The 22,406-nt window shown below is 63.5% G+C and carries 20 protein-coding genes; 5 read left to right on the top strand and 15 right to left on the bottom strand.

Annotated elements, in window-relative coordinates; translation table 11 throughout:
- Positions 1-4 precede the first annotated feature (4 nt).
- Positions 5-1,132, bottom strand: a complete 1,128-nt coding sequence (carA, locus tag H6955_12330; GenBank protein MCP5314345.1) for a glutamine-hydrolyzing carbamoyl-phosphate synthase small subunit — start codon at positions 1,130-1,132, stop codon at positions 5-7.
- Positions 1,133-1,349: 217 nt separating this feature from the next.
- Positions 1,350-1,784, bottom strand: coding sequence for a thioredoxin TrxC (trxC, locus tag H6955_12325; GenBank protein MCP5314344.1), 435 nt, complete (start codon positions 1,782-1,784; stop codon positions 1,350-1,352).
- Positions 1,785-1,927: 143 nt separating this feature from the next.
- Here trxC and trxA point away from each other — a divergent pair, with 143 nt between their 5' ends.
- Together trxA and H6955_12315 are read left to right on the top strand one after the other, a co-directional pair.
- Entirely contained in the window at positions 1,928-2,788 is an 861-nt protein-coding gene (trxA, locus tag H6955_12320; GenBank protein MCP5314343.1) for a thioredoxin, read from the top strand.
- Positions 2,789-2,840: 52 nt separating this feature from the next.
- Entirely contained in the window at positions 2,841-3,146 is a 306-nt protein-coding gene (locus tag H6955_12315; protein ID MCP5314342.1) for a DUF1244 domain-containing protein, read from the top strand.
- A gap of 15 nt (positions 3,147-3,161) precedes the next feature.
- Here H6955_12315 and tsaA read toward each other — a convergent pair whose 3' ends face one another.
- Complete coding sequence (tsaA, locus tag H6955_12310; GenBank protein MCP5314341.1) at positions 3,162-3,887, bottom strand: tRNA (N6-threonylcarbamoyladenosine(37)-N6)-methyltransferase TrmO; 726 nt, start codon at positions 3,885-3,887, stop codon at positions 3,162-3,164.
- A 196-nt stretch (positions 3,888-4,083) separates the two neighbouring features.
- Between tsaA and H6955_12305 the strand changes: the two genes are divergently transcribed.
- Entirely contained in the window at positions 4,084-6,153 is a 2,070-nt protein-coding gene (locus tag H6955_12305; GenBank protein MCP5314340.1) for an EAL domain-containing protein, read from the top strand.
- On the opposite strand, the gene H6955_12300 is transcribed toward H6955_12305, so the two are convergent.
- From H6955_12300 to H6955_12285, 4 genes are all read right to left on the bottom strand, one after another.
- Positions 6,150-6,347, bottom strand: coding sequence for a hypothetical protein (locus H6955_12300; GenBank protein ID MCP5314339.1), 198 nt, complete (start codon positions 6,345-6,347; stop codon positions 6,150-6,152). The two genes, H6955_12305 and H6955_12300, sit on opposite strands and share 4 nt — an antisense overlap.
- Positions 6,348-6,413: 66 nt before the next feature.
- Positions 6,414-7,583, bottom strand: a complete 1,170-nt coding sequence (locus H6955_12295; GenBank protein ID MCP5314338.1) for a cation:proton antiporter — start codon at positions 7,581-7,583, stop codon at positions 6,414-6,416.
- Between the two features lie 107 nt (positions 7,584-7,690).
- Positions 7,691-7,957 (bottom strand): hypothetical protein, encoded by a 267-nt coding sequence (locus H6955_12290; protein ID MCP5314337.1) that lies wholly within the window; start codon positions 7,955-7,957, stop codon positions 7,691-7,693.
- Between the two features lie 87 nt (positions 7,958-8,044).
- A complete protein-coding gene (locus H6955_12285; GenBank protein ID MCP5314336.1) occupies positions 8,045-8,785 on the bottom strand; it encodes a pentapeptide repeat-containing protein in 741 nt (246 codons plus the stop codon).
- An 86-nt stretch (positions 8,786-8,871) separates the two neighbouring features.
- On the opposite strand from H6955_12285, the gene H6955_12280 reads away from it, so the two are divergent.
- Positions 8,872-10,038: a flagellar hook-length control protein FliK gene (locus H6955_12280; GenBank protein ID MCP5314335.1), complete on the top strand. Its 1,167-nt coding sequence runs from the start codon at positions 8,872-8,874 to the stop codon at positions 10,036-10,038.
- Positions 10,031-10,366, top strand: coding sequence for an EscU/YscU/HrcU family type III secretion system export apparatus switch protein (locus H6955_12275; GenBank protein MCP5314334.1), 336 nt, complete (start codon positions 10,031-10,033; stop codon positions 10,364-10,366). Before H6955_12280 ends, H6955_12275 begins: the two co-directional genes overlap by 8 nt.
- Positions 10,367-10,428: 62 nt before the next feature.
- Here H6955_12275 and H6955_12270 read toward each other — a convergent pair whose 3' ends face one another.
- From H6955_12270 to zipA, 8 genes are all read right to left on the bottom strand, one after another.
- Entirely contained in the window at positions 10,429-13,728 is a 3,300-nt protein-coding gene (locus H6955_12270) for a PAS domain-containing protein (protein MCP5314333.1), read from the bottom strand.
- 4 nt (positions 13,729-13,732) lie between these two features.
- On the bottom strand, positions 13,733-14,839 hold the full coding sequence (locus H6955_12265; protein ID MCP5314332.1) for an FIST C-terminal domain-containing protein: 1,107 nt from the start codon (positions 14,837-14,839) through the stop codon (positions 13,733-13,735).
- 166 nt (positions 14,840-15,005) lie between these two features.
- On the bottom strand, positions 15,006-15,800 hold the full coding sequence (locus H6955_12260; protein MCP5314331.1) for an amino acid ABC transporter ATP-binding protein: 795 nt from the start codon (positions 15,798-15,800) through the stop codon (positions 15,006-15,008).
- Entirely contained in the window at positions 15,797-16,900 is a 1,104-nt protein-coding gene (locus tag H6955_12255) for an amino acid ABC transporter permease (GenBank protein MCP5314330.1), read from the bottom strand. Before H6955_12255 ends, H6955_12260 begins: the two co-directional genes overlap by 4 nt.
- Positions 16,901-16,905: 5 nt before the next feature.
- A complete protein-coding gene (locus H6955_12250) occupies positions 16,906-18,096 on the bottom strand; it encodes an amino acid ABC transporter permease (GenBank protein MCP5314329.1) in 1,191 nt (396 codons plus the stop codon).
- Between the two features lie 130 nt (positions 18,097-18,226).
- A complete protein-coding gene (locus H6955_12245; protein MCP5314328.1) occupies positions 18,227-19,243 on the bottom strand; it encodes an amino acid ABC transporter substrate-binding protein in 1,017 nt (338 codons plus the stop codon).
- 235 nt (positions 19,244-19,478) lie between these two features.
- A complete protein-coding gene (gene ligA / locus H6955_12240; GenBank protein MCP5314327.1) occupies positions 19,479-21,509 on the bottom strand; it encodes an NAD-dependent DNA ligase LigA in 2,031 nt (676 codons plus the stop codon).
- Positions 21,506-22,363, bottom strand: a complete 858-nt coding sequence (gene zipA, locus H6955_12235) for a cell division protein ZipA (protein ID MCP5314326.1) — start codon at positions 22,361-22,363, stop codon at positions 21,506-21,508. The genes ligA and zipA overlap by 4 nt, the downstream gene beginning before the upstream one ends.
- Between the last annotated feature and the right edge of the window lie 43 nt (positions 22,364-22,406).

Genomic DNA, 22,406 nt, shown 5'->3' with positions numbered 1-22,406 from the left:
GGGTTCAACGCTGCTCCATGAGGTCGATGAAATGATCGAACACCGGCGCGACATCGTGCGGACCGGGGCTTGCCTCGGGATGCCCCTGGAAACTGAACGCCGGTCGGTCGGTGCGGTGGATGCCCTGCAACGAGCCGTCGAACAGCGACTTGTGGGTCGCCTTCAGATTCGCCGGCAGGCTGGCGCCATCGACTGCGAAGCCGTGGTTCTGGCTGGAGATCATCACCGCGCCCGTGGCGAGGTCCTGCACCGGGTGATTGGCGCCGTGGTGGCCGAACTTCATCTTCACGGTCCGCGCGCCCGAGGCCAGGCCGAGCAACTGGTGGCCCAGACAGATGCCGAAGGTCGGCATGCCACTGGCAACGATCTCGCGGATCGCCGAGATGGCGTAGTCGCACGGCTCGGGATCTCCCGGACCGTTCGACAGAAAGACGCCGTCCGGCGACATCGCCATGACCTCGGCGGCCGGCATCTGCGCCGGCACCACCGTCACCCGGCAACCGCGCTCGACCAGCATCCGCAGGATGTTGCGCTTGATCCCGTAGTCGTACGCGACCACGTGAAAACGCGCGGCCTCCGGATCGTGCGCCGCACAGCCCTCACCCAGGCGCCAGGTCCCCTCGTTCCAGACGTACGAGGTCTTGGTGGTCACTTCCTTCGCCAGGTCCATGCCCTTCAGGCCCGGAAAGCCGCGGGCCAGCGCCAGCGCCTGCTGTTCGTCGACCTCGCCGGCCATCAGACAGCCATTCTGTGCACCCTTCTCGCGCAACAGCCGGGTCAGCCGCCGGGTGTCGATCTCGGCGATGCCGACCACGCCACGCTCCCGCAGGTAGGCGTCCAGCGAACCCTCGCTGCGGAAATTGCTCAGCGCCAGCGGCAGGTTGCGGATCACCAGGCCGGCCGCGTGGATCGCGTCGGACTCGGCGTCTTCCGTGTTGACCCCGGTATTGCCGATGTGCGGATAGGTCAGGGTCACGATCTGACGGCTGTACGACGGGTCGGTCAGGATCTCCTGGTATCCGGTCATCGCGGTGTTGAACACCACCTCGCCGACCGTATGCCCGTCAGCGCCGATCGCCTGGCCGCGGAACACGCTGCCGTCTTCGAGTATGAGTATCGCCGGTCTGGTCATTTGTTCGCGCGCAAGCAACCGGTAGAGACGTGCCTTTGGCGATCTCTTCCGGTTCGGCTCTTCAAAGATAGATTCGTGTGGACCCGCAACGCCATGTTGCGGTGCGCAATACTACGGTAAGCGGCCTGCCACTGTCCACGCCCGCCGGTATTCTATCAGCCGCGGCGGCGCGCTGTCCGCGAATCCTCGGCCCGAACGGGCGCGGTCGCGGCCGGCGTCACAAATGCTGACGCGCCCAGCGGACGATGCCATTCGCGTCCAGGGCGCCGGACATCCGGGCGACCTCCCGGCCACCGGCGAACAGCACCATGGTCGGGATGCTGCGGATGCCGAACTGCGCACCGAGCGCCTGCTGCTCCTCGGTGTTCACTTTCAGCAGGCGCATCTGCGGCTCGAGCTGACGCGCGGCCTGTTCGAAGGCCGGCGCCATCATCCGGCACGGCGCACACCAGGGCGCCCAGAAGTCGACCAGCAGCGGAATATCGCTGCGCGACACCTGGGTCTGAAAGGCGGCACCACCGATCTCCTGTGGCCGTCCCTCGAACAGCGGCTCCTTGCAACGACCACAACGGGCGCCTTCGCCCAGACGCTGCACCGGAACCCGGTTGACCCCTCCGCAGTGCGGACAAACGACATGTTTCGACTCACTCACCGTCGACTCCGAAGCCCCAAATGCCTACTGGCATCGACATGGAGTCGGTCCGCACGATTTTCAAGCATGCCTGCGGGGTTGCAAATCGCGTCGGCTGTCCGCATTTTGCGTTTTTCGTTGCACCGACCGGGAGAATTGCAGGCATGGCCGAATCGCCATTCATCTTTGAAATCGACGAGAGCAACTACGCGCAGATCGTGCTCCAGGGTTCGCACCAGGTCCCAGTGCTGGTCGATTTCTGGGCTGAATGGTGCCAGCCGTGCAAGATGCTGATGCCGGTGCTCGCCAAGCTGGTCGACGAATTTCAGGGCCGCTTCATCCTGGCCAAGATCAACACCGAGGAACAGCAGGCGATCGCCGCACAGTTCGGCATACGCAGTATCCCGACCGTCAAGCTGTTCAAGAACGGCCAGCCGGTCGACGAGTTCATGGGCGCGCTGCCGGAACCGCAGATCCGCGCCTTCCTGGATCAGTACCTGCCGCGCGCCTCGGACGGCAGCGTCGCGCAGGCCGAACAGCGCTTGCTGGCGGGCGATGCCGCGGGCGCACTGAGCCTTTTGGAGGAGGCGCGCGCGGCCGATCCGGGCAACGTCCGGGTGGTGATCGCACTGGCGCAGGCACATGCGGCGGCCGGCGACGTCGACACGGCAGAGCGGATGCTCGACGAGTTGCCGGTCGACGAGCAGACCAAGGACGAGGTCAAGCGGTTGCGCGGACAGCTGTTCTTCGACCGTGTCGCGCTCGAAGCGGACCCGCCCGGGCGGCTCGCCGAACATCTCGCGGCCACGCCCGACGACAGCGCCGCCCGCTACCAGCTGGCGGCCCACCAGGTCATGGCCGGCGACGCACAATCCGCGCTCGACAACCTCCTGACGATCATGCAGAAAGACCGCAAATACGGCGACGACGCGGCCCGGCTCGCGCTGCTGCAGCTGTTCGACATGCTCGGCGACGACCCCGCGGTGACACGCTACCGGGCGAAGATGTTCGCCCTGCTGCATTGAGCGGAGACGCTTGCTCTACTTTTCACCAACAGACTGACAGCGGAGTCAAGTGATGACACCCGAACAAAAGACCGAGATCGAGGCCGCCGCGTGGCGCACCCTGGTCGGCCATCTGCAAAAACGTGCCGACGTGCAGAATATCGACCTCATGAACCTGGCCGGTTTCTGCCGCAACTGCATGTCGCGCTGGATGGCCAACGCAGCGGCCCAACAGGGTGTGGAACTCAGCGAACCGAGCGCCCGCGAGATGATCTACGGCATGACCTACGAAGAGTGGAAATCTCGCCACCAAACGGAGGCCACGCCCGAGCAACTGGCGCGCTACAAGCAACTGGGGCCGGACGACACCACCGAATAGCCGGTCGCGATGGTGTCAGGCAGGCGCACGCCGGCTGACCGCAATCACGTGGACGGTCTCGCCGTCGACCTGCCAACGCACATCGCACCCCGCCAGCAACATGCCATAGATCCGTCCGGCCGGCTCTTCGTGCCGGTACGCCGGGCGCGGATCCAGGGACAGGACCTCGACGATCAGGGCCCGCAGCCACACCGGATCGGCGACCCCGGCGAGATCGTTTTCGGCCTGCTCGCGGAACACCACATGGCGCTCGACGGGCGGTGCAGCCGGCGCGTAACCCGCGCTGGCGCCGGCCACCGCATCGGCGTACGGTAGATACGGCTTGATATCGACCACGGGCGTCCCGTCCAGCAGGTCCAGTCCCGCCACGCGCAACCGCGCTGCCGGCGTCGGGATCACCTCGAGCAGGCGCACGACCGACATGCCCAGGAAATTCGGTCTGAACGGTGAGCGGCTGGCCCATACCCCGACCTCCGTATTCCCACCCAGGCGCGGCGGCCTAACCCGCGGCCGCCACCCCTGCGCGACACAGCGGTGAAACTGGAACAGCAGCCAGATATGCGAAAAGCTCGCGAGCCCCTGCAACATCGCCGGATCGGCATAGGGTTCGAGCAGCCGCACCTCGCCAACCGCGTGCGGTGCCAGTCCCGGCTGACGCGGAATGCCGAACTTTTCGCCGAACGGCGAACGGACAATGGCGATGGGATCGAGCACGATCCCGTCGACGGGCGCGCTGGACATCGCTCTACCCCGGGGCTGTGTTGATGGCTACGCCGCATGATGCCCTGCACGACACGCATCGGCCAGCCGGCCGGACCGCAGGACATAAAGCATTCGCCACGGCGGTCGATAGCTGCACAAACCGGAGGCCTTCCAATGACGCAGGCGGACATCACCATCGCATGCCCCTACCGCCGGTCCCTGGTCCCGTGCGGCCGTGACTGATCCACGGATCCCCGCGGTCCCGCGTTTCGCCCTACTGTTCGGCGTGCAGCTGGTGCTGCTCGCGGCTACCCAAGGGCCCGCGTCGATATCGTTCACACCTTTGCTGCTCGCGGCACTGATCGCCAGTGCAGCCACCTTCGTCTGGGGGCTTGCGACAAAGCGCCCACTCGCGGACCGCGGGCACGCCAACGTCGGTCTATCGGAACAGTCGCCGACTTCGGGCGATGCCGGGGCGGGCGCCGCTTTGGCCGGCCGTCCTTCGAACGCCCGGCAGCGCCGCCTGGCCGGCTATGCCCGGCGCCTGCGCAACGACCTGGCGCTGTTCCGGGCCGTGTTCGAGCAATCGGCCGACGCCGTGCTGATCGTCGACCCGACAGGTGGCCGACTGCTGGACTGCAATCCCCGCGCCAAGGTGCTGTTCGGTGTACCGGACGGCGTGCTGCCGGAATTGCGCTTCGTCGACATGCACCTGGAGGATCCGGCGCGGCTCAGCGGGTTACTCGGCGAGGTGATGCAGTCCGGCCGTAACCAGTCGTTGCGCATCGACTGTCGCGGTGCCGACGGCGGCGTGGTGCCGACGGAGGTCTCCCTGTCGCGCATCGAGGTCGAAGGCGGAAACCTGCTGTTGTGCGTCGCGCGCGACATTCGTGAGCGCGACGACGCGGCACAGCGGATCGAACATCTCGCCTATCACGACGTGCTGACCAACCTGCCGAACCGCAGCCTGCTCACCGATCGCGTCAGCCGCGCCCTGGCGCGTCACCGGCGCACGGGACTCAGCGGCGCATTGCTGTTCCTCGATCTCGATCGTTTCAAGCGCATCAACGACTCCCTGGGTCACGCGATCGGCGACGAACTGCTCAAAGAGGTGTCGCGTCGCCTGCGCGCTGCACTGCGCGAGGAAGACACCGTCGCACGCCTGGGCGGCGACGAGTTCGTCGTATTGCTCGAGGGCCTGGGTCGCGAGCGCGCGGTTGCCGTCGCGACGGCTCGCGAGATCGCACAGAAGATCCGCTCGACATTGGGCGAGGAATATCTGCTGCACGGCCACGCGCTGTACGTGACCGGGAGTATCGGTATCGTCACTTTCCCGCATGACGGAGACGACGTCGACAGACTGCTGCGGCACGCGGATACCGCGATGTATCACGCCAAGGGCAGTGGCCGCAACGGCGCACAGGTCTTCGAAGGCAGTATGGACGAGGCCGCACTGTCGCGTCTGAGGGTCGAAGAGGAACTGCGTATCGGGCTTCGCGAGCAACAGTTCCAGCTGTATCTGCAACCGTTCTTCGCGATCCGCGGGGGGCATATCCTCGGCGCCGAAGTTCTGTTGCGCTGGCACCATCCCACGGCCGGACTGATCGCACCGAGCGAATTCATGCCGCATATCGAGAACTGCGGCCTGATGCTCAAGCTCGACGACTGGGTGCTCAGCGAGGCATGCCGCCTGCTGTCAGAAATACAGACCGACCCCGCGCTGCACATGCCCGACAGCCTCGCTGTCAACGTCAGTCAGCAACAGTTCCATCAGTCCGATTTCGTCGACCGGGTCGCCAATACGCTGGCCAACAGCGGCGTCGATCCGGGCCGACTGCAGTTCGAGATCACCGAGACCGCGCTGATGAAGGATGCCAGCGACTCGGTGGAACGGATGAACGCGTTGAAGAAGATGGGTATCCGGTTCGCGATCGATGACTTCGGTACCGGATATTCCTCGTTGGCGGATCTGCGCCTGCTGCCGATCGACACGATCAAGATCGACCGCAGCTTCATCCAGGACGTCGCCACGGACCCGCACGATGCGGCAATAGTACGCGCGATCCTGTCGATGGCCCGTCACATAGGCCTGGAAGTCGTTGCCGAGGGCGTGGAATCCCGGGCCCAGCTGCAGTTCCTCCGGGAGGCTGAATGCACCTGTTACCAGGGTTTTCTGGGGCGCCCGCCACTGTCGGTTGACGGGTTTCGCGAAGAGCTGCGTTTCAGTGCGGACCTCTACCCGCCACAAAAGCCGGAGACGCGCGGCGACCGGCTGCCGGCCGACGCGACCAAGACGATCGCCTAATCGGCGGATTGCAGCAGGCTGCGGCGCATCCCCAGCTGCTGCTCGAAAAAGCGGATCAGGGCCTTTTCGTAGCCACAGTCGCCGTCCGGGCCGATCTGCCGCAGGCGCTTTTCAAGGACCGCAATCTCTTCCTCGAGACGCCGCGTGACAGCGGGAGTGAGCCGCGGCGAAAACGCGGGTGATTGTGCATGCATGCTCGTATTTCCTTTGTTACTGGTCCGAGCATAGGACGCCAACATTAAAATCACATTACATCGCGCTCAGTCGCGTCGTAGCGCATCGCTGACCGCGATCGGTGTCGGAAAACGCAAAACGACGAGGTAGGAGGAAACCAGAAAGGTCACCAGGGTGGACAACTGGATCAGGAACGAAGCACGGTCGCCGATGACCTCGTGTTCAACCGCCAGGACCGCGACCAGCAGCGAAAACTCGCTCATCTGCCCCAGCCGATATCCCACCTCGTGGGACCGCTTTTCCGACTCGCCGATCCCCATCAGCAGCCGGCGGAACACCGGTGGCTTGAGTACCATCATCGACGCGGCCAGCACCACCGCCGGCAACAGCACCTCGCCGAGCACGTCGATGTCGAAACCGGCCCCAAGCGAAAAGAAGAACAGCACCAGGAAGAAATCGCGAATCGGCTTGAGGCTCTCGGCGATGAACAGTGCGATCGGGCTGGCGGCAAGCACAACGCCGGCGATGAAGGCGCCGATCTCTGTGGAGAGACCCAGCCATGCGGCGAGCTCGGCCATGCCGAGACACCAACCGATCGCCATCAGAAAGATGTACTCCTGGATCTTGTCGAACTTGCGGATCAGGCCGATCAGCACATAGCGTTCGAAGACCCAGGCAAAACCGATCAGCGCCGGCAGTGCGACCAACAGCTTCGCGACGTGTGCCACCGGCATGCTGCCGTGCGATGCGCCCTGCACCACCAGCAACAGCACGATTGCCAACAGGTCCTGAAGCAGCAGGATACTGATGATGACCTCACCGGTACGCTGGTGATGCAGTATCGTCGTCGGCAACAGTTTCAGGCCGACAATGGTGCTCGAGAACGTAGCCGCGGCGCCGACCAGCAGCGCTTCGGTCACCGTGAAGCCGAACGCAATCGAGATCAGAAATCCAACGACAAAGAAAACCAGGGAACTGAGCAAGGTGACCTGGGTCGTCTTGCTGACCATGCGCCAGAGTTCCTGCGGCTGAAGATTCAGGCCGAGCAGGAACAGCAGAAACATGATGCCGAATTCGGAGATGTTGCGAATCAGTTCGGGATCGCCCACCAGGCCGAGTGCCGATGGCCCCAGCAGCGCACCGAGGACGATGTAGGCCACCAGCAGCGACTGCCGCGCGTACAACGCCGCGGTTGCGAAGAATGCCGCACCGGTGAATACCAGAAATATCGTGAAGACGATTGAATCCTGCTGCATCGCCCATCCACGTCCCGAAAAAGATTCAGGCACGATAGCAATTAGCCATCGACAAAAAAACACCCGCCTTGCGGCGGGTGCCGGTTACGTTTCGATACCGCGTTCCGTCAGCGCGAACTGCTGAGTTTCGGCGAGGCGGCGCTTGCCCTCTGTTCGCCCTTTCGTCCCGACTTCAGCTTGCAGTGGCTGGACACGGTGCGCCCATCTTTGCGGGTATACGATGTCACCCAGGTGCAGTCGCCATCGGCCAGGCAGGCGTTCTCCAGCATACCTTTGCACTGGCTGGCAGCCGATGCGTGGGTCACAGACATCGCAAGGCCGGCGGCGGCCAGCAGCGCCGAGATGCAGAAACGGGAAATCGTGAAGGTAGGCATATCGTTCTCTCCTTTGAACGTTCGCGACACCGTCCTGGTGTCGCTGAGCAGTCTAGCCGCGTTGCAGTAGCGACTCAAGCCCTGTGGTCAAGGCGGACAGGCATCGGATTCGCAGCGACGGCCATCCGTCCAGATCGCACCGTTGAAATCGGCACGGTCGATCCTTGCCCCGCCCAGGCGCGCACCGCTCAGGTCGGCGAAACTCAGGTCGGCCGACGACAGATCGGCATTGGTCAGGTCGGCGAGACGCAGATTGGCGCCCTTGAGTGTCGCGGTATGCAATCGACCGTACGACAGATCCGCAGCGCTCAAGTCCGCATAACGCAGATCGGCGTGCTCGAGGTTGGCCTGATCCAGGTGTGCCCCGGTCAGCACCGCATTGGCGAGACGGGCACCGGATAGATCCACCCCGGTGAACCGTGCTCCCGACAGATGACACCCTTCGAGGGTCACACCCGCCGCAGGTGCCGCCGCACAATCGGGCTCGACCCTTGGCGGTGGCTCGCCGATCAGCATGACGCCCGCGGTCAAGGCGCTGACGAGCACGACTACGACGATCGCAGAGCGAATGGCCCTGCGCCGTTCGCTGGCGCGGGCGGCACTTTGTTGCGCCGCGAGATCGACATCATCGGCACGCATCTGCAACGGCACGACCTCGGGAACCCTGCCGAGGGGCTGCCAGTCGGTTCTGTCGGGGCTCACCTCGTCAGCCAGTTCGAGACTGCCCTCGAGCACCAGGTGACGCACACGCGCACTGCTGTAGGGACCGCGCACCAGCGAACCGCGTCTGACGAACCAATCCAACCCGCTGCCCTTGCTCCCGGCCACCGTGACTGCAATCCCGAACTGAATTCCCGCTCGATTTATCGGCAGCATGGCCGATAACTTGCGCACGAAGGACAGGCGCGGCGTCGATGGTCAAGATCACCAACATTCTGCAACCGCTCATAGACGCGGCGGTGCGCGACCGACCCAGTCTGCTGAAGCAGCTTCAGGTCGGCCAGGTGCTGCCGGCGAAGATACTCGCACAACCGCAGCCGGGACTGCTGAAACTGGCACTGGGTGGAACCGAGGTACTGGCACGCAGCCAGGTGACCGCAGAACCCGGAACGACGTTGCGTCTCGAGGTGACCAAGGGGCCGCCGCTGCCCGAACTCCGCGTACTGCGTGCTCCAACGCCGCTGGAGACCCAACAACAGGTCGCGCGCTCGGCAATGGCCAGGCAGATCCCTCCAGCCGAGGTCCGCCACACGGTGACGACGTTGCAGGCGCAGGCGCGCACCCCGGCGCAGACAGATGCCGTCATGCGGTTTGTCACCTTGCTGCGGGAATCCGGGGTCCGGCTCGACCGGCTCACGCCGGAGACGTTGCGGCACGCCGTCGCCAGCAGTGGGATATTTCACGAACCCCACCTCGTCTCGGGACGCACGCCGCAGACCACAGATCTCAAGACCCAACTTCTGCAGATGGCCGGGTTGCTACGCGCACAGCTTGCAAGCAGCCCGGAACCGGCCCAGCCGTCACCGCCCCTGGCGGGTCGCCCCGCACCGTCGCCCCCGACACCGCCGGAGGCCGCGGCCAGCGGTGCCCAACCACGTGCTCCGACCGACGACTCGCTGATCAGTCGGCTGATCCGGTTGGTCGAGGGCAGCGCATCGAGAGTTCAGCTGCACCAGAGCGTCGCGCTGCCCAGCGACGACGGCCAGCGGCAGGCGTGGCAGATCGAACTGCCGATCCATCTGCACGACCGCAGCGACGACCTGAAGATGCGCATCGAACGCGACCCGGCAGCCGCCGAGAACGGCGGCACGCCCGAGTGGGCGGTCAATCTGGCTTTCGAGTTTGACACCATCGGCGGCGTGCAGTGTCGTGTCGCCCTGTCGGGCGAACGTGTCGCAGCGACCTTTTGGTGTGAGCGCGAAGCCACCCACCAACGACTCGAGTCGAGCCTGCCGAAGTTGCACGACGCGTTGGCCGGCCAGGGTCTGGACGTAGTTCGGCTGGCGGGCGTGCTCGGCGCACCGGCCAAACCGCTGCTGGATATTCCATTGCCGGATTCCCTGGTGGACGAACGTGCCTGACGCGCCTCGCGAAAAACCGGTCGTCGGCGGCTCGCCGGACATCGCGATTGCACTGCGCTATGACGGCGACAACGCTCCGAGGGTCGTCGCCAAGGGGCGCGAACTGCTGGCCGAGGAGATCATACGTACCGCACAGCAGGCCGGGGTACCGCTCTACCCGGACGCCGAGCTGGCGATGGTGTTGTCGCAGATCCCGCTCGGCGAGGAGATTCCGGAGAATCTGTACCGCGCGATCGCAGAGGTGATCGCTTTCGCCTACATTCTCGCCGGCAAGGTTCCGGAGGGGTTCAACCCACCCGGTCAGACCGATATCGCTGAAGACGCCTGAGTGCCACCGGCCTGGCAGTGTGCGGTAGACAGGTCTGCCGATGTCGGCACGGCCGGTGAACATCAACGCCCGAGGTGGCGCAGAATCGTCGACAGGAGCGCTTGTTCGTCGATCGGCTTCGATACGTGGTCGACCATGCCTGCCGCCAGACATTGCCTGCGTTCTTCGGGGAACGCGTGCGCTGTCTGCCCGATGATAGGCAGCCCGGGTAGCTGTTGCGAGATCCGGCGTGCCGCCTCGTAACCGTTCATGACCGGCATCTGGATATCCATCAAAACGACGTCGTAGGCGGATTCCCCACCGGCGCTCACGCTCTCCACCGCGGCCGCTCCGTCTGCGGCGATGGCCACGCGTGCACCGGCCAGAGTGAGCAGGTCTTCCAGGATAAGCTGGTTGACCTCGACATCTTCGACGATCAACACCGACACGCCCTTGAGTGGTTGTTCATCGACCGAAGGCGTCGGCGCCGGCGGATCGTCGCGCGACACCCTATCCGGCGCCGCGCGGAACGGAACCCAGAATTCAAACCGGCTCCCCTTCCCGAGGCGGCTGCTGGCCGTGATCCCGCCACCCATCAGTTCCAGAATACGCCGCGTGATCGCGAGGCCGAGACCGGTGCCTCCAAACCTTCGCGTCGTCGAGCCATCCGCTTGGACAAAGGGATCGAAGATCTGGTCCAACTGTCCCGGCTGCATACCGATTCCCGTATCGTTCACGGTGAACACCAATCGGTCGTCACGCTGCAACGCAATCAGCGAGACCTCTCCCTGTTCGGTGAACTTCACGGCATTCGACAGCAGGTTGAGCAGGACCTGCCCGAGCCGAAGCGGATCGCTTACGCAGCGCTCCGGCAGCCTCGCGACATCCATGATCAACGCGACTCCCTTGTTGCGCGCATGCTGCTCGACCAGTTCCACCGCGTCATCGACCATCTGATAGAGCGACATGTCGACCGCGTCGATTCGCAGTTTTCCCGCCTCGATCTTGGAAAAATCGAGGATCTCGTCGATCACCCGGATCAACATCCTTCCCGAGCCAAGGATCCTGTCGAACGCGCCTCGCACCCGTTCCGGGTCGGCGGCACGCCGCAATCCGATCTGCGCGAACCCCAGCATTCCGTGCAGCGGGGTGCGAATCTCATGGCTCATGTTGGCCAGGAACTCGCTACGCATCCTTGCCAGATTTTCCGCTGCCACGAGGGCATGCTCGCGGGCCTGGGCGGCAGCGCGTTGCACGCTTACGTCGACGAAGCTGACCACGGCCCCAATGACCTTCTGATCGCGCTGCATGGGGTGCACCGAATACATGACCGGTAACGCATTGCCGTCGGCGCACCAGAAGACCTCATCGTCGGTACGCCGTACCTCGTTGCTGAGCATCGCCTGCTCGATGGGGCATTCGTGTTCCGGATAGGTCCTGCCATCCGGCCAGTGGTAGTGGAACACCGCGTGGGCATTTTTACCCACCAGTTCCTCGGTACGAAAGCCGAGCATGCGACAGGCGGCCGGGTTGACGAAAGTGACCAGCCCCTGCCGATCGACACCGAACAGACCGTCGGCGCTGGACTGCAGAATGTGGCTCGCCCGTGCCTCGGTCTCCAGCAGCTCGCGCGTTTTCTGATCGACCAGGCCCTGTAGATCGCGACGGTGCCGCTCCAGTTCGGCGGCGTTACTCTTCGCCTCGGTGATGTCACGCCCGACGATGACCATCGCCTGGCGCCCTCCCCGGGGATCGAACAGAGGCACCTTGACCAGGTCGAAACAAACCGGTTCGCCCGCCTCCAGTTCCAACCACTCTTCGGCACGAATCGGGTCAGACGACTCCCATGCCCGTTCGTCACTGCCCTGCAGTCTTTGAAGCATGCCCGCGATACGCGGGTGCCGTACGGCCAGATCGTTGTCGTTGAACCCGCGCCATTCCTCGCCCAGCAGACCCAGCAGTCGCAGGAACACCGAGTTGGCGATCAACCAACGCCCTTCGCCGTCTTTGAACTGGATGGCATCCGGCACCGCTTCCACCAGTGTGCGCAGTCGCTGTTCGCTCTCGGCGAGCGCGATTTCCGCCTGTTTGCGCTGCGTGATGTCGGTTGAAATTCCACACAATCCATAGATCTCGCCGTTCTCGCGGCGCAGCGCCAGCTTTGTGGTCAGATATACCCTTGCGTCACCCGTAAGGCGATTCGTCAACGATTCTTCGACACGGATGGTCTCGCCGTACAGCAGTACGCGCCTGTCGTCTTCTTGCACGCGCTCGATACCCGCGGTACCGAGGAACTTCTCATCGCTGAACCCGACGACCTCGTCCATCTCCACCTGCCAGTATTCGCGCAGACGGCGGTTCGCGAACAGGTAGCGCCCGTCGTTGTCCTTCAGGTAGATGAACGCATCGACACTGTCGAGGATGGTCAGCAGTTTCTGCTCGCTGGCACGCAGCGCAAACTCGGCGGTCTTGCGATCCGTGATGTCCTCATAGATGCCCAGCAGCCCGAAAATGCTGCCATCGCGCTTGCGCAGCGGTACCTTCGAGGTGCTGAGCCAGATGGTTCGCCCGTCCGGCGTGGATTGCGGTTCCTCGTAGGCGATCATCTCGAGACCCGAGTGGATCACCTTGGCGTCATCGGCGCGGTACAGCTCGGCCTGTTCCGCCCATCCCATGTGGAAATCGTCCTTGCCGATCAGGTCTTCGGGTCGCTGCATGCCTGCATCGCGTGCAAACGCCGGATTGCACCCGAGATAGCGTGACTCCAGGTCTTTCCAGAACACCCGGATCGGCACCGCGTCGATGATGGTCTGCAACAGATTGCGAGACTCGTCGAGTTCGCGGGCACTGTCGCGCAGCGCCGCCTCGGAACGTTGCAGCCTCTGATGAGCGATGCCGCCCTGTATCGCGGTCGCCAGTTTGCCGACGACCGCGCGGAGCTGTCCCAGCATGCGCGGTGTGAACAAGTCATCCGCAGCCGAGCTCATGAGCAGCAGGCCGCATTCTGCCATAGGGTATAAAGCCCAGCTGCCTGCCGGTGGTGCAATATTGATGTCGTAGACGGAGAACTCGGGATCCCCGGTCGCAAAGGCTCGCGCCCTTCCCTCCCGGGCGAGCCGACAAAGAGGATGTTCTTCGGGCAAGGCGTCACGACACGTCTCGCCGCGTGGGATACTCTCCAACAGCGTCATTCCATCGCCGCCATCGTCGTCGAATGCGCCCGCCCTCCACCACACGGACGCGCCGGTCAGGTTGCGCCTGGCCATCAATGAACGCAGGAAGCCCTTACACGTCGCGTAGGGATCAAGCGATTGGCCGATGCTCAGCGAAAGCTCGTAAAGCAGCAGCAGGTCTTCACGGACGCTTGAAGACGAATCGACCATCGTCTCAGCGGTGGGTCAACGCGACCACGAAGGTCTTGTTGAAAAGCTCCAGGTACTGGTCACCGTGATTGGCTACCTCACCCAGCGCCAGGACCCCTTCCGGCGTGACATCGGTAAAACCTCGCAACTGCCGGGATACCGCCCTGAGCTCGTCTTCGAATGCGTCACCCATCATCAACACGCGCGAATAGCAGTCCGAAATGAAACACCGCTCGACGTCGCCCGGAGCGCCGCAGTCGTCCACTCCCTGGACCGCAGCGGCAATCAAGGTCTCGCGATCACCGCGCGCCAGGTACATCACGGAGTTCTCGGTCACGTCGGTCAAAACGACGATGTCGTCACCGTCACCCTGACCGATCGGGTCCCGCATCACGTCTTCGCCGCCCTCTTTGGCAATGCACAGCGGGAACACGGACATGAGGTCGGGGAACATCGGCCGCTCGGCGAACGCGGGATCGAGCGCGACGACCTCGGACCGATACAGCGTGGCGGCCGGCTCCCAGTTCAACTCTTTGATGACGTTACCCTCGGTGCGCGACGCAACGAACGGTCCGGCGACCCGTGTCCATCCGTGGCGTACCCGCACCGTCATGCGCTGCGTCGAGATGACCGCCAGGGCCACGTTGCTGAAACAGCCCTGTTCCGTGAATACCGACGGCGCTGGGCGGAGGTCGTGGTACCCGGTGCCCGCACCGTAGTGCGTCAGTCGTCGCCCGTAGCGGTTGTAGAGATCTTCGAGCAACGCCGTGATATTCGGCGCCAGGCAGTCGATGAACAACAGCGAACTCGCGGCGGGCCCCTCCGGCAGAACCGCCGGCTCGTCGCGCCATTGGACGCCATCCCGTTGCAGATCGGCCAGATGGACGCTGCTGTCACCCGGTAGGGGAATCGCTACCAGACCCCGCTTTTCAACCTTTTCGCCAACGATCAGTCCGGGGAAGATGGCACCACAGATGCGCAGCCCCTGTGCCCGGCAGTGGTCGATCAGTGCGGGCACCTGATCGCCGTGAGCGTCGGCCACACACAGCGCCCACAGCGGTGCCGCATGCGGCGCGGACGCCGCCAACAGCGCTGATGCGACCTTGTCGCAGGAATCAAAAGGCAGGTACACGACGTCCTCCGGGGAGTGATTACGGCGAGACCCGGGCTGGTTGCCGATATGCACGATGCTTCGGCCGAGGACGCCCGATCTTGAGAACGCGTCGGGGCCGCTGGTGCGAGTCGAGCGGGCGCCGGTCTTCTCCCGTCGCCCGCCGACAGGATTGAGAAGGCCGGCCTCAGTGCTCGAGAATCTGGCTCAGAAACAGCTTGGTCCGTTCGGACTGCGGATTGGCGAAGAACTCGCCCGGCTCGTTCTGCTCGATGATCTCGCCGCCATCCATGAAAATCACGCGATTCGCGACGGTCCTGGCGAACCCCATCTCGTGCGTGACGCACAGCATCGTCATTCCGCTTTCGGCGAGTTCGATCATGGTATCGAGCACCTCCTTGATCATCTCGGGATCCAGCGCGGAGGTGGGTTCGTCGAACAACATGATACTGGGATGCATGCACAGGCTGCGAGCGATGGCCACGCGCTGTTGTTGGCCACCGGAAAGCTGACCGGGATACTTCTTGGCCTGCTCTGGGATCCTGACCTTCTCGAGGTACTGCATCGCAGTCTCTTCGGCCTCCCGCCGCGGCATCTTGCGCACCCAGATCGGTGCCAGACAGCAGTTCTCAAGCACCGTCAGGTGAGGAAACAGGTTGAAGTGCTGAAACACCATCCCGACTTCACGGCGGATCTGGTCTATGTGCTTTATGTCATCGGTCAGCTCGGTTCCGTCGACAATGATCTGCCCACGCTGGTGCTCCTCGAGGCGGTTGATGCAGCGGATCATGGTCGATTTGCCTGAGCCGGACGGACCGCAGATGACGATCCGTTCACCCTTCTGGACCAACAGGTTGATGTCCTTCAGCACGTGAAACTGCCCGTACCACTTGTGAACCTGGCGCATCTCGATCATCACCTGATCGGACATTGCAGGAGGCTCCGAAGAGGTTTCCTTCGTGGTCGTTGGACTATCGTTCATCTTTTGTGACCCGTGTGCAGTTTGCGTTCCAGGGCGAGACTGTAACGCGACATCCCGAAGCAGAAGACCCAATACACCACAGCGGCGAACGTCAGCCCTTCGAGCGCAAACCCGAGCCAATTCGGGTCGGCCAATGCGGACTGGATCATGGCCAGCATGTCCAGCAGCCCGATGATCAGCACCAGCGTGGTGTCTTTGAACAGCGCGATGAAGGTGTTGACTATGCCGGGGATCACCAGTTTCAGCGCCTGCGGCAGGATGATCAGGCCCATGCTCTGCCAGTAACGCAGACCCAGTGCCTGTGCCGCCTCGTACTGACCTTTCGGAATAGCCTGCAAACCGCTGCGCACGACCTCTGCCATGTAGGCCGACTGGAACAACGCGATGCCGATCATCGCCCTCAGCAGTTTGTCGAAATGCGTTCCTTCGGGCAGGAACAGCGGCAACATCACAGACGACATGAACAGCACCGTGATCAACGGCACCCCGCGCCAGAACTCGATGAAAATGATACTCAGCGACTTGACGATCGGCATATTGGAGCGCCGGCCGAGCGCGAGGAGGATGCCGAGCGGGAACGATGCCGCCATGCCGACGGAAGACAACACCAGCGTCAAGGTCAACCCGCCCCACAGGCTGGTCTCGACATGCTTGAGGCCGAATATTCCGCCGGAAAACAGATAAAACGCGATCACCGGATAACCAACGAGGATGAACAGGCCAAGCCATGCCTTGCGTGGAAACCGCTTGATGAACAACGGCACCATCAGCGCCACGAGAAGGATTCCCGCCAGATTGATCCGCCAGTATTCGCTCTGCGGGTAAAGCCCGTACATGAACTGGTTGAACCGGACGTTGACGAACACCCAGCACGCACCGCTCTTGTCCGCATCGCAGGGCGCACGCGAATCACCGATCCAGTGCGCTTTGATGAAGGCCCATTCGATCAACGGGGGTATGGTCAGGTACAGCAGGTAGATCGCCGCGGCCGTCAACAGGGCATTGGACCACGACGAAAACAGGTTGGCGCGCATCCAACCGATCAGGCCCACGCTGGTGGATGGCGGCGGAAGATCTGGATGGGGTGTATGAACACTCATTTCGTCTACCGCTCGACCAGTTGTTTGCGCTTGTTGTACCAGTTCATGAACGTCGAGATCAGCAGGCTGATCGCAAGATACACCGCCATTGTCATTGCGATGACCTCAACGGCCTGTCCGGTCTGGTTGAGCGTTGTGCCCGCAAACACGTTGACCAGATCCGGATAACCGATCGCCGTCGCGAGCGACGAGTTCTTGGTCAGGTTGAGATACTGGCTGGTGAGCTGAGGGATGATGACCCGCATCGCCTGCGGAATGATCACGAGCTTGAGCGTGACGCGTGGTCTTAGTCCCAGCGCATAGGCGGCCTCCGTCTGACCATGGCTGACCGCCATGATCCCGGAACGCACCGCTTCGGCGATAAACGCCGCGGTATAGATGCTCAGTGCGAGCAGCAGTGCGGCGAGTTCTGGAATCACCTCCAGACCGCCACGGAAGTTGAATCCCTTCAGCGCGGGGTAATCCCAGTGCAATGGCGAACCACTCGCCAGGAAGACCGCCAGAGGCAGTCCTGTTATCGCGACGAATCCGACCAGCAGCGTGGGAAACTGCCGGCCGGTGGCTGCCTGACGCCGTTTCGCCCAATAGGCAATGCCCATCATCAGTACGATGGCCCCGATCAACGCCATGCCCGCCAGCCAGATTCCGTCTTCAGCCACCGGGCGCGGAAGGAACAATCCCCGGTTGTTGAGGAAAACGGCATCGCCGACCGAGAGACTCTGGCGGGGCAGCGGCAGCGGTCGCAAGACGGCGAAGTACCAGAAGATGATCTGCAGCAGCAGCGGGATATTGCGGAATATCTCGATATACGCCGTGGCAAGGCGTGCGACCAGCCAATTGTGCGACAGGCGCGCTACGCCGATGAAGAAACCCAGCAAGGTGGCAAAAAAGATGCCGAGGCCCGCCACCAGCAGCGTGTTGAGCAGCCCGACAAAAAAGGTCCGCCCGTAGGTATGTGTCTCGTCGTACTCGATCAGGCTCTGCAGGATGCCGAAGCCTGCCTCGTTGGAGAGAAAACCGAAGCCGGTGGTGATGCCACGCTGCTCCATGTTGGACAGCGTGTTGCTGAGCAGGTAGTAACCGAACGCCGCGATCCCCAGGACCAGAAGGACCTGAAACACGACCGCTCTGAACACCGGCTGCCGCCAGAGCGGCACCTTGTGCGTCGCACCCGAACGGGACTGCTCAACCGGCATGGAAGCTCCGCGCTTTGTGCACCTCGGCGGACCCATACCGGGCCGTGCACGCAGATGATTCAGGGTTCATGTGCGATCTGGGGCACACAGGCACTCGTCGCCTGTGTGCCGCTTCCGAAACGGCCGACAATCAGCGAATCGGCGGTGCGTACTGGATGCCGCCCTTGCTCCACAGCGCGTTCAGGCCCCGCGATATGCCAAGCGGGCTACCCTTGCCGACATTGCGGTCGAACGCCTCGCCGTAGTTGCCGACCAGCTTGATGATGTTGTAACCCCATTCGTCGGGCAGGCCCATCCACTCGCCTTTGACGCCTTCAACCCCGAGCAGTCGCCGCACGTTGGGATCGGTGGAATTCGCCTTCATTTCGTCGACGTTGGCCGAAGTGACACCCAGTTCCTCGGCGTTGATCATGGCGTACAGCGACCATTTGACGATGTTGAACCACTCGTCGTCACCCTGGCGCACAACTGGACCGAGCGGCTCCTTGGAAATCACCTCAGGCAGCACCATCGCGCTGTCGGGCTTCTGCAGCTTGATGCGCAGCGCGTACAGCTGGGACTGGTCGGAGGTCAGCGCATCGCAGCGTCCTGCCTCGAATGCCTTGATGGTCTGGTCGGAGGTATCGAATGTGATCGGCGTGTAGCTCATTTTGTTGCTGCGGAAATAGTCCGCGAGGTTGAGCTCGGTAGTCGTCCCCGCCTGGATGCAGAACGAGGCCCCATCCATCTCCAGCGCACTCTTCACCCCAAGGTTCTTGCTGACCAGGAAGCCCTGTCCGTCGTAGTAGTTGACGCCAGTGAAGTTCAATCCCAGCGAGGTATCACGGGTGTAGGTCCAGGTGGTGTTGCGCGGCAGCATATCGATCTCGCCCGACTGCAGCGCGGTGAAGCGCTCCTTTGCGGTAAGCGGGCTGTACTTCACCTTGCCGGCATCACCAAAGATCGCGGCGGCCACGGCACGGCACATGTCGACGTCGATGCCGGTGAATTTCCCCTTGTCGTCGGCTGCCGAGAACCCAGGTAGGCCGGTGCTCACGCCGCATTGAATGAATCCCTTGCCCTTGACGGCATCGAGGGTGGCACCGGCATAAGCGGTACCGGCAAAGGCGAGTACCGCACCGATTCCGATGGCGAATGTGGATTTCATGATGATTGTGCTCCTCCGAGTGTGCCACAGATTCTTCTGGGTTCGTTTTTGCCGCGTGCCAAGCGCCAGGACGTGCATCGCACGATCAGCACGGTCGCCTGAGTGTCACCCCGCGCGCAGCGACCGTCAAGGCGAAGGCGGTGCGCCCGGTTTGCATGCACCCTTGCGCTACAGGGCATTTAAGCGTCCGACAAAACCGGACAAGACCTCCGATTCGACCGATGCGTCACAGCGATCAGACGTTGTGTTCGCCGAGCATCGCCTGCAGCCCCGGCTCGTCGAGCACCTCGATGCCGAGTTCACGTGCCTTGGCGAGCTTGGACCCGGCATCCTCACCCGCAACGACAAAATCGGTTTTCTTCGAAACGCTGCCGGCCACCTTCGCGCCGAGCGCCTGCAGTCGCTGTTTGACGACATCGCGCGGCTCGGACAGCGTGCCGGTCAACACGAAGGTCTTACCCGACAGCGGCTGCGCCGCCGCTGCGGCGGTACCCGGCTCGGCCTCCGGCCAGTGCACGCCGGCTGCCCTCAACCGTGCGATCACCTCAAGGTTGTGCGGTTGACGGAAGAAGGTATGGACGTGCCGGGCAACGACCGGACCCACGTCTGGCGTCTGCTGCAACGCCTCTTCGTCGGCCGACCGGATCCCGTCCAGGGAACCGAAATGGCTGGCAAGCGCCAAAGCCGTGGCCTCACCCACCTCGCGGATTCCCAGCGCGTACAGGAATCGCGCGAGCGTGGTATCGCGCGACTTGGCCAGGGCGGCCACCAGGTTCTGCGCGGATTTGTCGCCCATGCGTTCGAGCCCGGCCAGTGTTTCGGCCGCCAGCCCGAACAAGTCGGACGGATCGTCGACCAGGCCGTTGTCGACCAACTGCTCGATCAATTTGTCACCGAGACCCTCGATATCCAATGCACGCCGGGAGGCGAAGTGCTTTATCGATTCCTTGCGCTGAGCCGCGCAGAACAGACCGCCGGAACAGCGCGCGACGGCTTCACCCTCGATCCGCTCGATATCGGAGCCGCACACCGGACAGTGCTTCGGAAGCCGCACCCGCTTCGTCCCCTTGGGGCGCCGTTCCGGGAGCACACGGACGACCTCCGGGATCACATCGCCAGCGCGCCGAACGTATACGGTGTCACCCACACGCACATCCTTGCGTTCGACCTCATCCATGTTGTGCAAGGTCGCGTTGCTGACGGTGACGCCGCCGACGAACACCGGCTTCAGACGCGCGACCGGCGTCACCGCCCCGGTGCGGCCGACCTGGAATTCGACGGCCTCGACCTCGGTGAGTTCTTCCTGTGCCGGGTACTTTTGTGCAACGGCCCAGCGCGGCGCGCGCGAGACAAAACCCAGCGCCTGCTGATCGGTGATGCTGTCGACCTTGAACACGACACCATCGATTTCGTAGGGGAGCGAGGCGCGCCGCCTGCCAATCTCTTCGTAGTACGCCGCACAGCCCTGCACCCCGGTCACAAGCCGCAATTCCGGTGACACCGGCAGCCCCCATTCGCGCAGCAGCGCCATGTTGCCGCTGTGCGTCGCACTCATCGGATGCCCTTCGACCTCGCCGGTCCCGTAGCAGAACATCGTCAAGGGGCGACTTGCGGTGACCTTCGAATCGAGTTGGCGCAGGCTGCCAGCCGCGGCATTGCGCGGATTCGCGAAGGTCTTCTCACCGAGTGCCCTCTGTCGGTCGTTGAGCTCGACGAATCCCTTCTTCGGCATGAAGATCTCGCCGCGCACCTCGAGCACAGCCGGCCAGTCCCTGCCGCGCAGGCGCAGCGGCACCGCGTCGATCGTACGCACGTTCTGCGTCACGTTCTCACCACGCGAACCGTCGCCCCGGGTCGCCGCCTGGACCAGGTGGCCCGATTCGTAGCGCACGCTGATTGCGAGGCCGTCCAGCTTGGGCTCGGCCACGTAGTCCACGTCGTCCTCGCGCTTCAGGCGATCGCGTACACGTCGATCGAATTCGGCCATCGCTTCGGCCGTCAAGGCGTTTTCCAGCGACAGCATCGGTATGCGGTGCTCGACCTCCTCGAAAGCCGCGAGCGGCACCCCACCCACCCGCTGCGTTGGCGAATCGGGGGTGATCAGGTCCGGATGCTCCGCCTCCAGTTGCTGCAGCGCGCGAAACAACCGGTCGTACTCGCTGTCCGGCACCTCGGGCTGGTCGAGCACGTAATACTGGTAGTTGTGATGTTCGATGAGTTCACGCAGGCGCTGCGCTTCAGCGCGCAGCCTGGCGTTGCCTTTCAATGCCGGCTCCGCGCCAGCTTGACGCGGTGACGATGCTCGATGATCGACTCGCGGGTGTGCTTCTCCATCTGCCGGGTCAGCTTGTTGTGTCGCTCGTCCTGCAGTTCGCCTTGCAATGCGACGGCCAGACGGTTCGCAGTCACCAGCATCTCGTCGTAGATCTCGACGCCGTCACGGACGCCCGGCAACTGGGTGAACATCGTCAGTCCGGGCGTCTGGAAATCGTCCATGCCATCCACCGGGAAGGTTCCCGGTTCGACCATGCTCGCGATGCTGAAGATGACCCGGCCACCCCCGCCCTCGCGGCGGTGGTAGATCGACATGTCGCCAAGCCCCAGGCGGTTGTCGGCGCAGGCGCGTTCGATGTCCGGGCCCGCAAAGTCCCCGGATTTGGCCACCAGGTTGATGATGACCAGTTTGCGCTCGACCTCGTCGCGCAATGCCGGGTCGGTGCTGAGGTAGTCGGCGTCGCCATGCGCGTCGAATTGCAGGTCCATCGAGAACTGGCGGTCACCGTCGCCGGCCGCCGCCGTCCATTCTCCAATCTCCGCGGGTTCCGGGTCCAACGCCGAGGCGCTGCGCCGCACTGCGCGGCCGACGACCGACGGGCGGTCACGATCGTCGTCCTCGATCCGCATCTCGGGAACCCTCTCCGATCCGTCGTACATACCCGGATCGGAATTGCCCTCCGCGGCGTCGTCCAGCGAGACGCTGTCCATCGAATGATCCACCACCCGGCGTCGCACCCGACGCCGATGCGGCAGCGCCCGCTTGTAGCGGTCCCACAGATAGATGCCGGCGACCAACAGGACACCGAGCACCACCAATATCAATCTGACCAGATCCGGATCCATCGCCGCATGCCGCCGAGTCGACCTCTATTTTTTGCCAGCGCGT

The organism is Chromatiaceae bacterium, from assembly GCA_024235395.1.
GTDB lineage: Bacteria > Pseudomonadota > Gammaproteobacteria > Chromatiales > Chromatiaceae > Thiosocius.
This window is presented reverse-complemented; position numbering and strand designations above follow the sequence as displayed.

Excerpts from the sequence above, each read along its gene's own strand:
- carA (MCP5314345.1), bottom strand. The coding sequence starts at position 1,132 with ATGACCAGACCGGCGATACTCATACTCGAAGACGGCAGCGTGTTCCGC.
- trxA (MCP5314343.1), top strand. The coding sequence starts at position 1,928 with ATGGCCGAATCGCCATTCATCTTTGAAATCGACGAGAGCAACTACGCG.
- H6955_12315 (MCP5314342.1), top strand. The coding sequence starts at position 2,841 with ATGACACCCGAACAAAAGACCGAGATCGAGGCCGCCGCGTGGCGCACC.
- tsaA (MCP5314341.1), bottom strand. The coding sequence starts at position 3,887 with ATGTCCAGCGCGCCCGTCGACGGGATCGTGCTCGATCCCATCGCCATT.
- H6955_12300 (MCP5314339.1), bottom strand. The coding sequence starts at position 6,347 with ATGCATGCACAATCACCCGCGTTTTCGCCGCGGCTCACTCCCGCTGTC.
- H6955_12295 (MCP5314338.1), bottom strand. The coding sequence starts at position 7,583 with ATGCAGCAGGATTCAATCGTCTTCACGATATTTCTGGTATTCACCGGT.
- H6955_12290 (MCP5314337.1), bottom strand. The coding sequence starts at position 7,957 with ATGCCTACCTTCACGATTTCCCGTTTCTGCATCTCGGCGCTGCTGGCC.
- H6955_12280 (MCP5314335.1), top strand. The coding sequence starts at position 8,872 with ATGGTCAAGATCACCAACATTCTGCAACCGCTCATAGACGCGGCGGTG.
- H6955_12270 (MCP5314333.1), bottom strand. The coding sequence starts at position 13,728 with ATGGTCGATTCGTCTTCAAGCGTCCGTGAAGACCTGCTGCTGCTTTAC.
- H6955_12260 (MCP5314331.1), bottom strand. The coding sequence starts at position 15,800 with ATGAACGATAGTCCAACGACCACGAAGGAAACCTCTTCGGAGCCTCCT.
- H6955_12255 (MCP5314330.1), bottom strand. The coding sequence starts at position 16,900 with ATGAGTGTTCATACACCCCATCCAGATCTTCCGCCGCCATCCACCAGC.
- H6955_12250 (MCP5314329.1), bottom strand. The coding sequence starts at position 18,096 with ATGCCGGTTGAGCAGTCCCGTTCGGGTGCGACGCACAAGGTGCCGCTC.
- H6955_12245 (MCP5314328.1), bottom strand. The coding sequence starts at position 19,243 with ATGAAATCCACATTCGCCATCGGAATCGGTGCGGTACTCGCCTTTGCC.
- zipA (MCP5314326.1), bottom strand. The coding sequence starts at position 22,363 with ATGGATCCGGATCTGGTCAGATTGATATTGGTGGTGCTCGGTGTCCTG.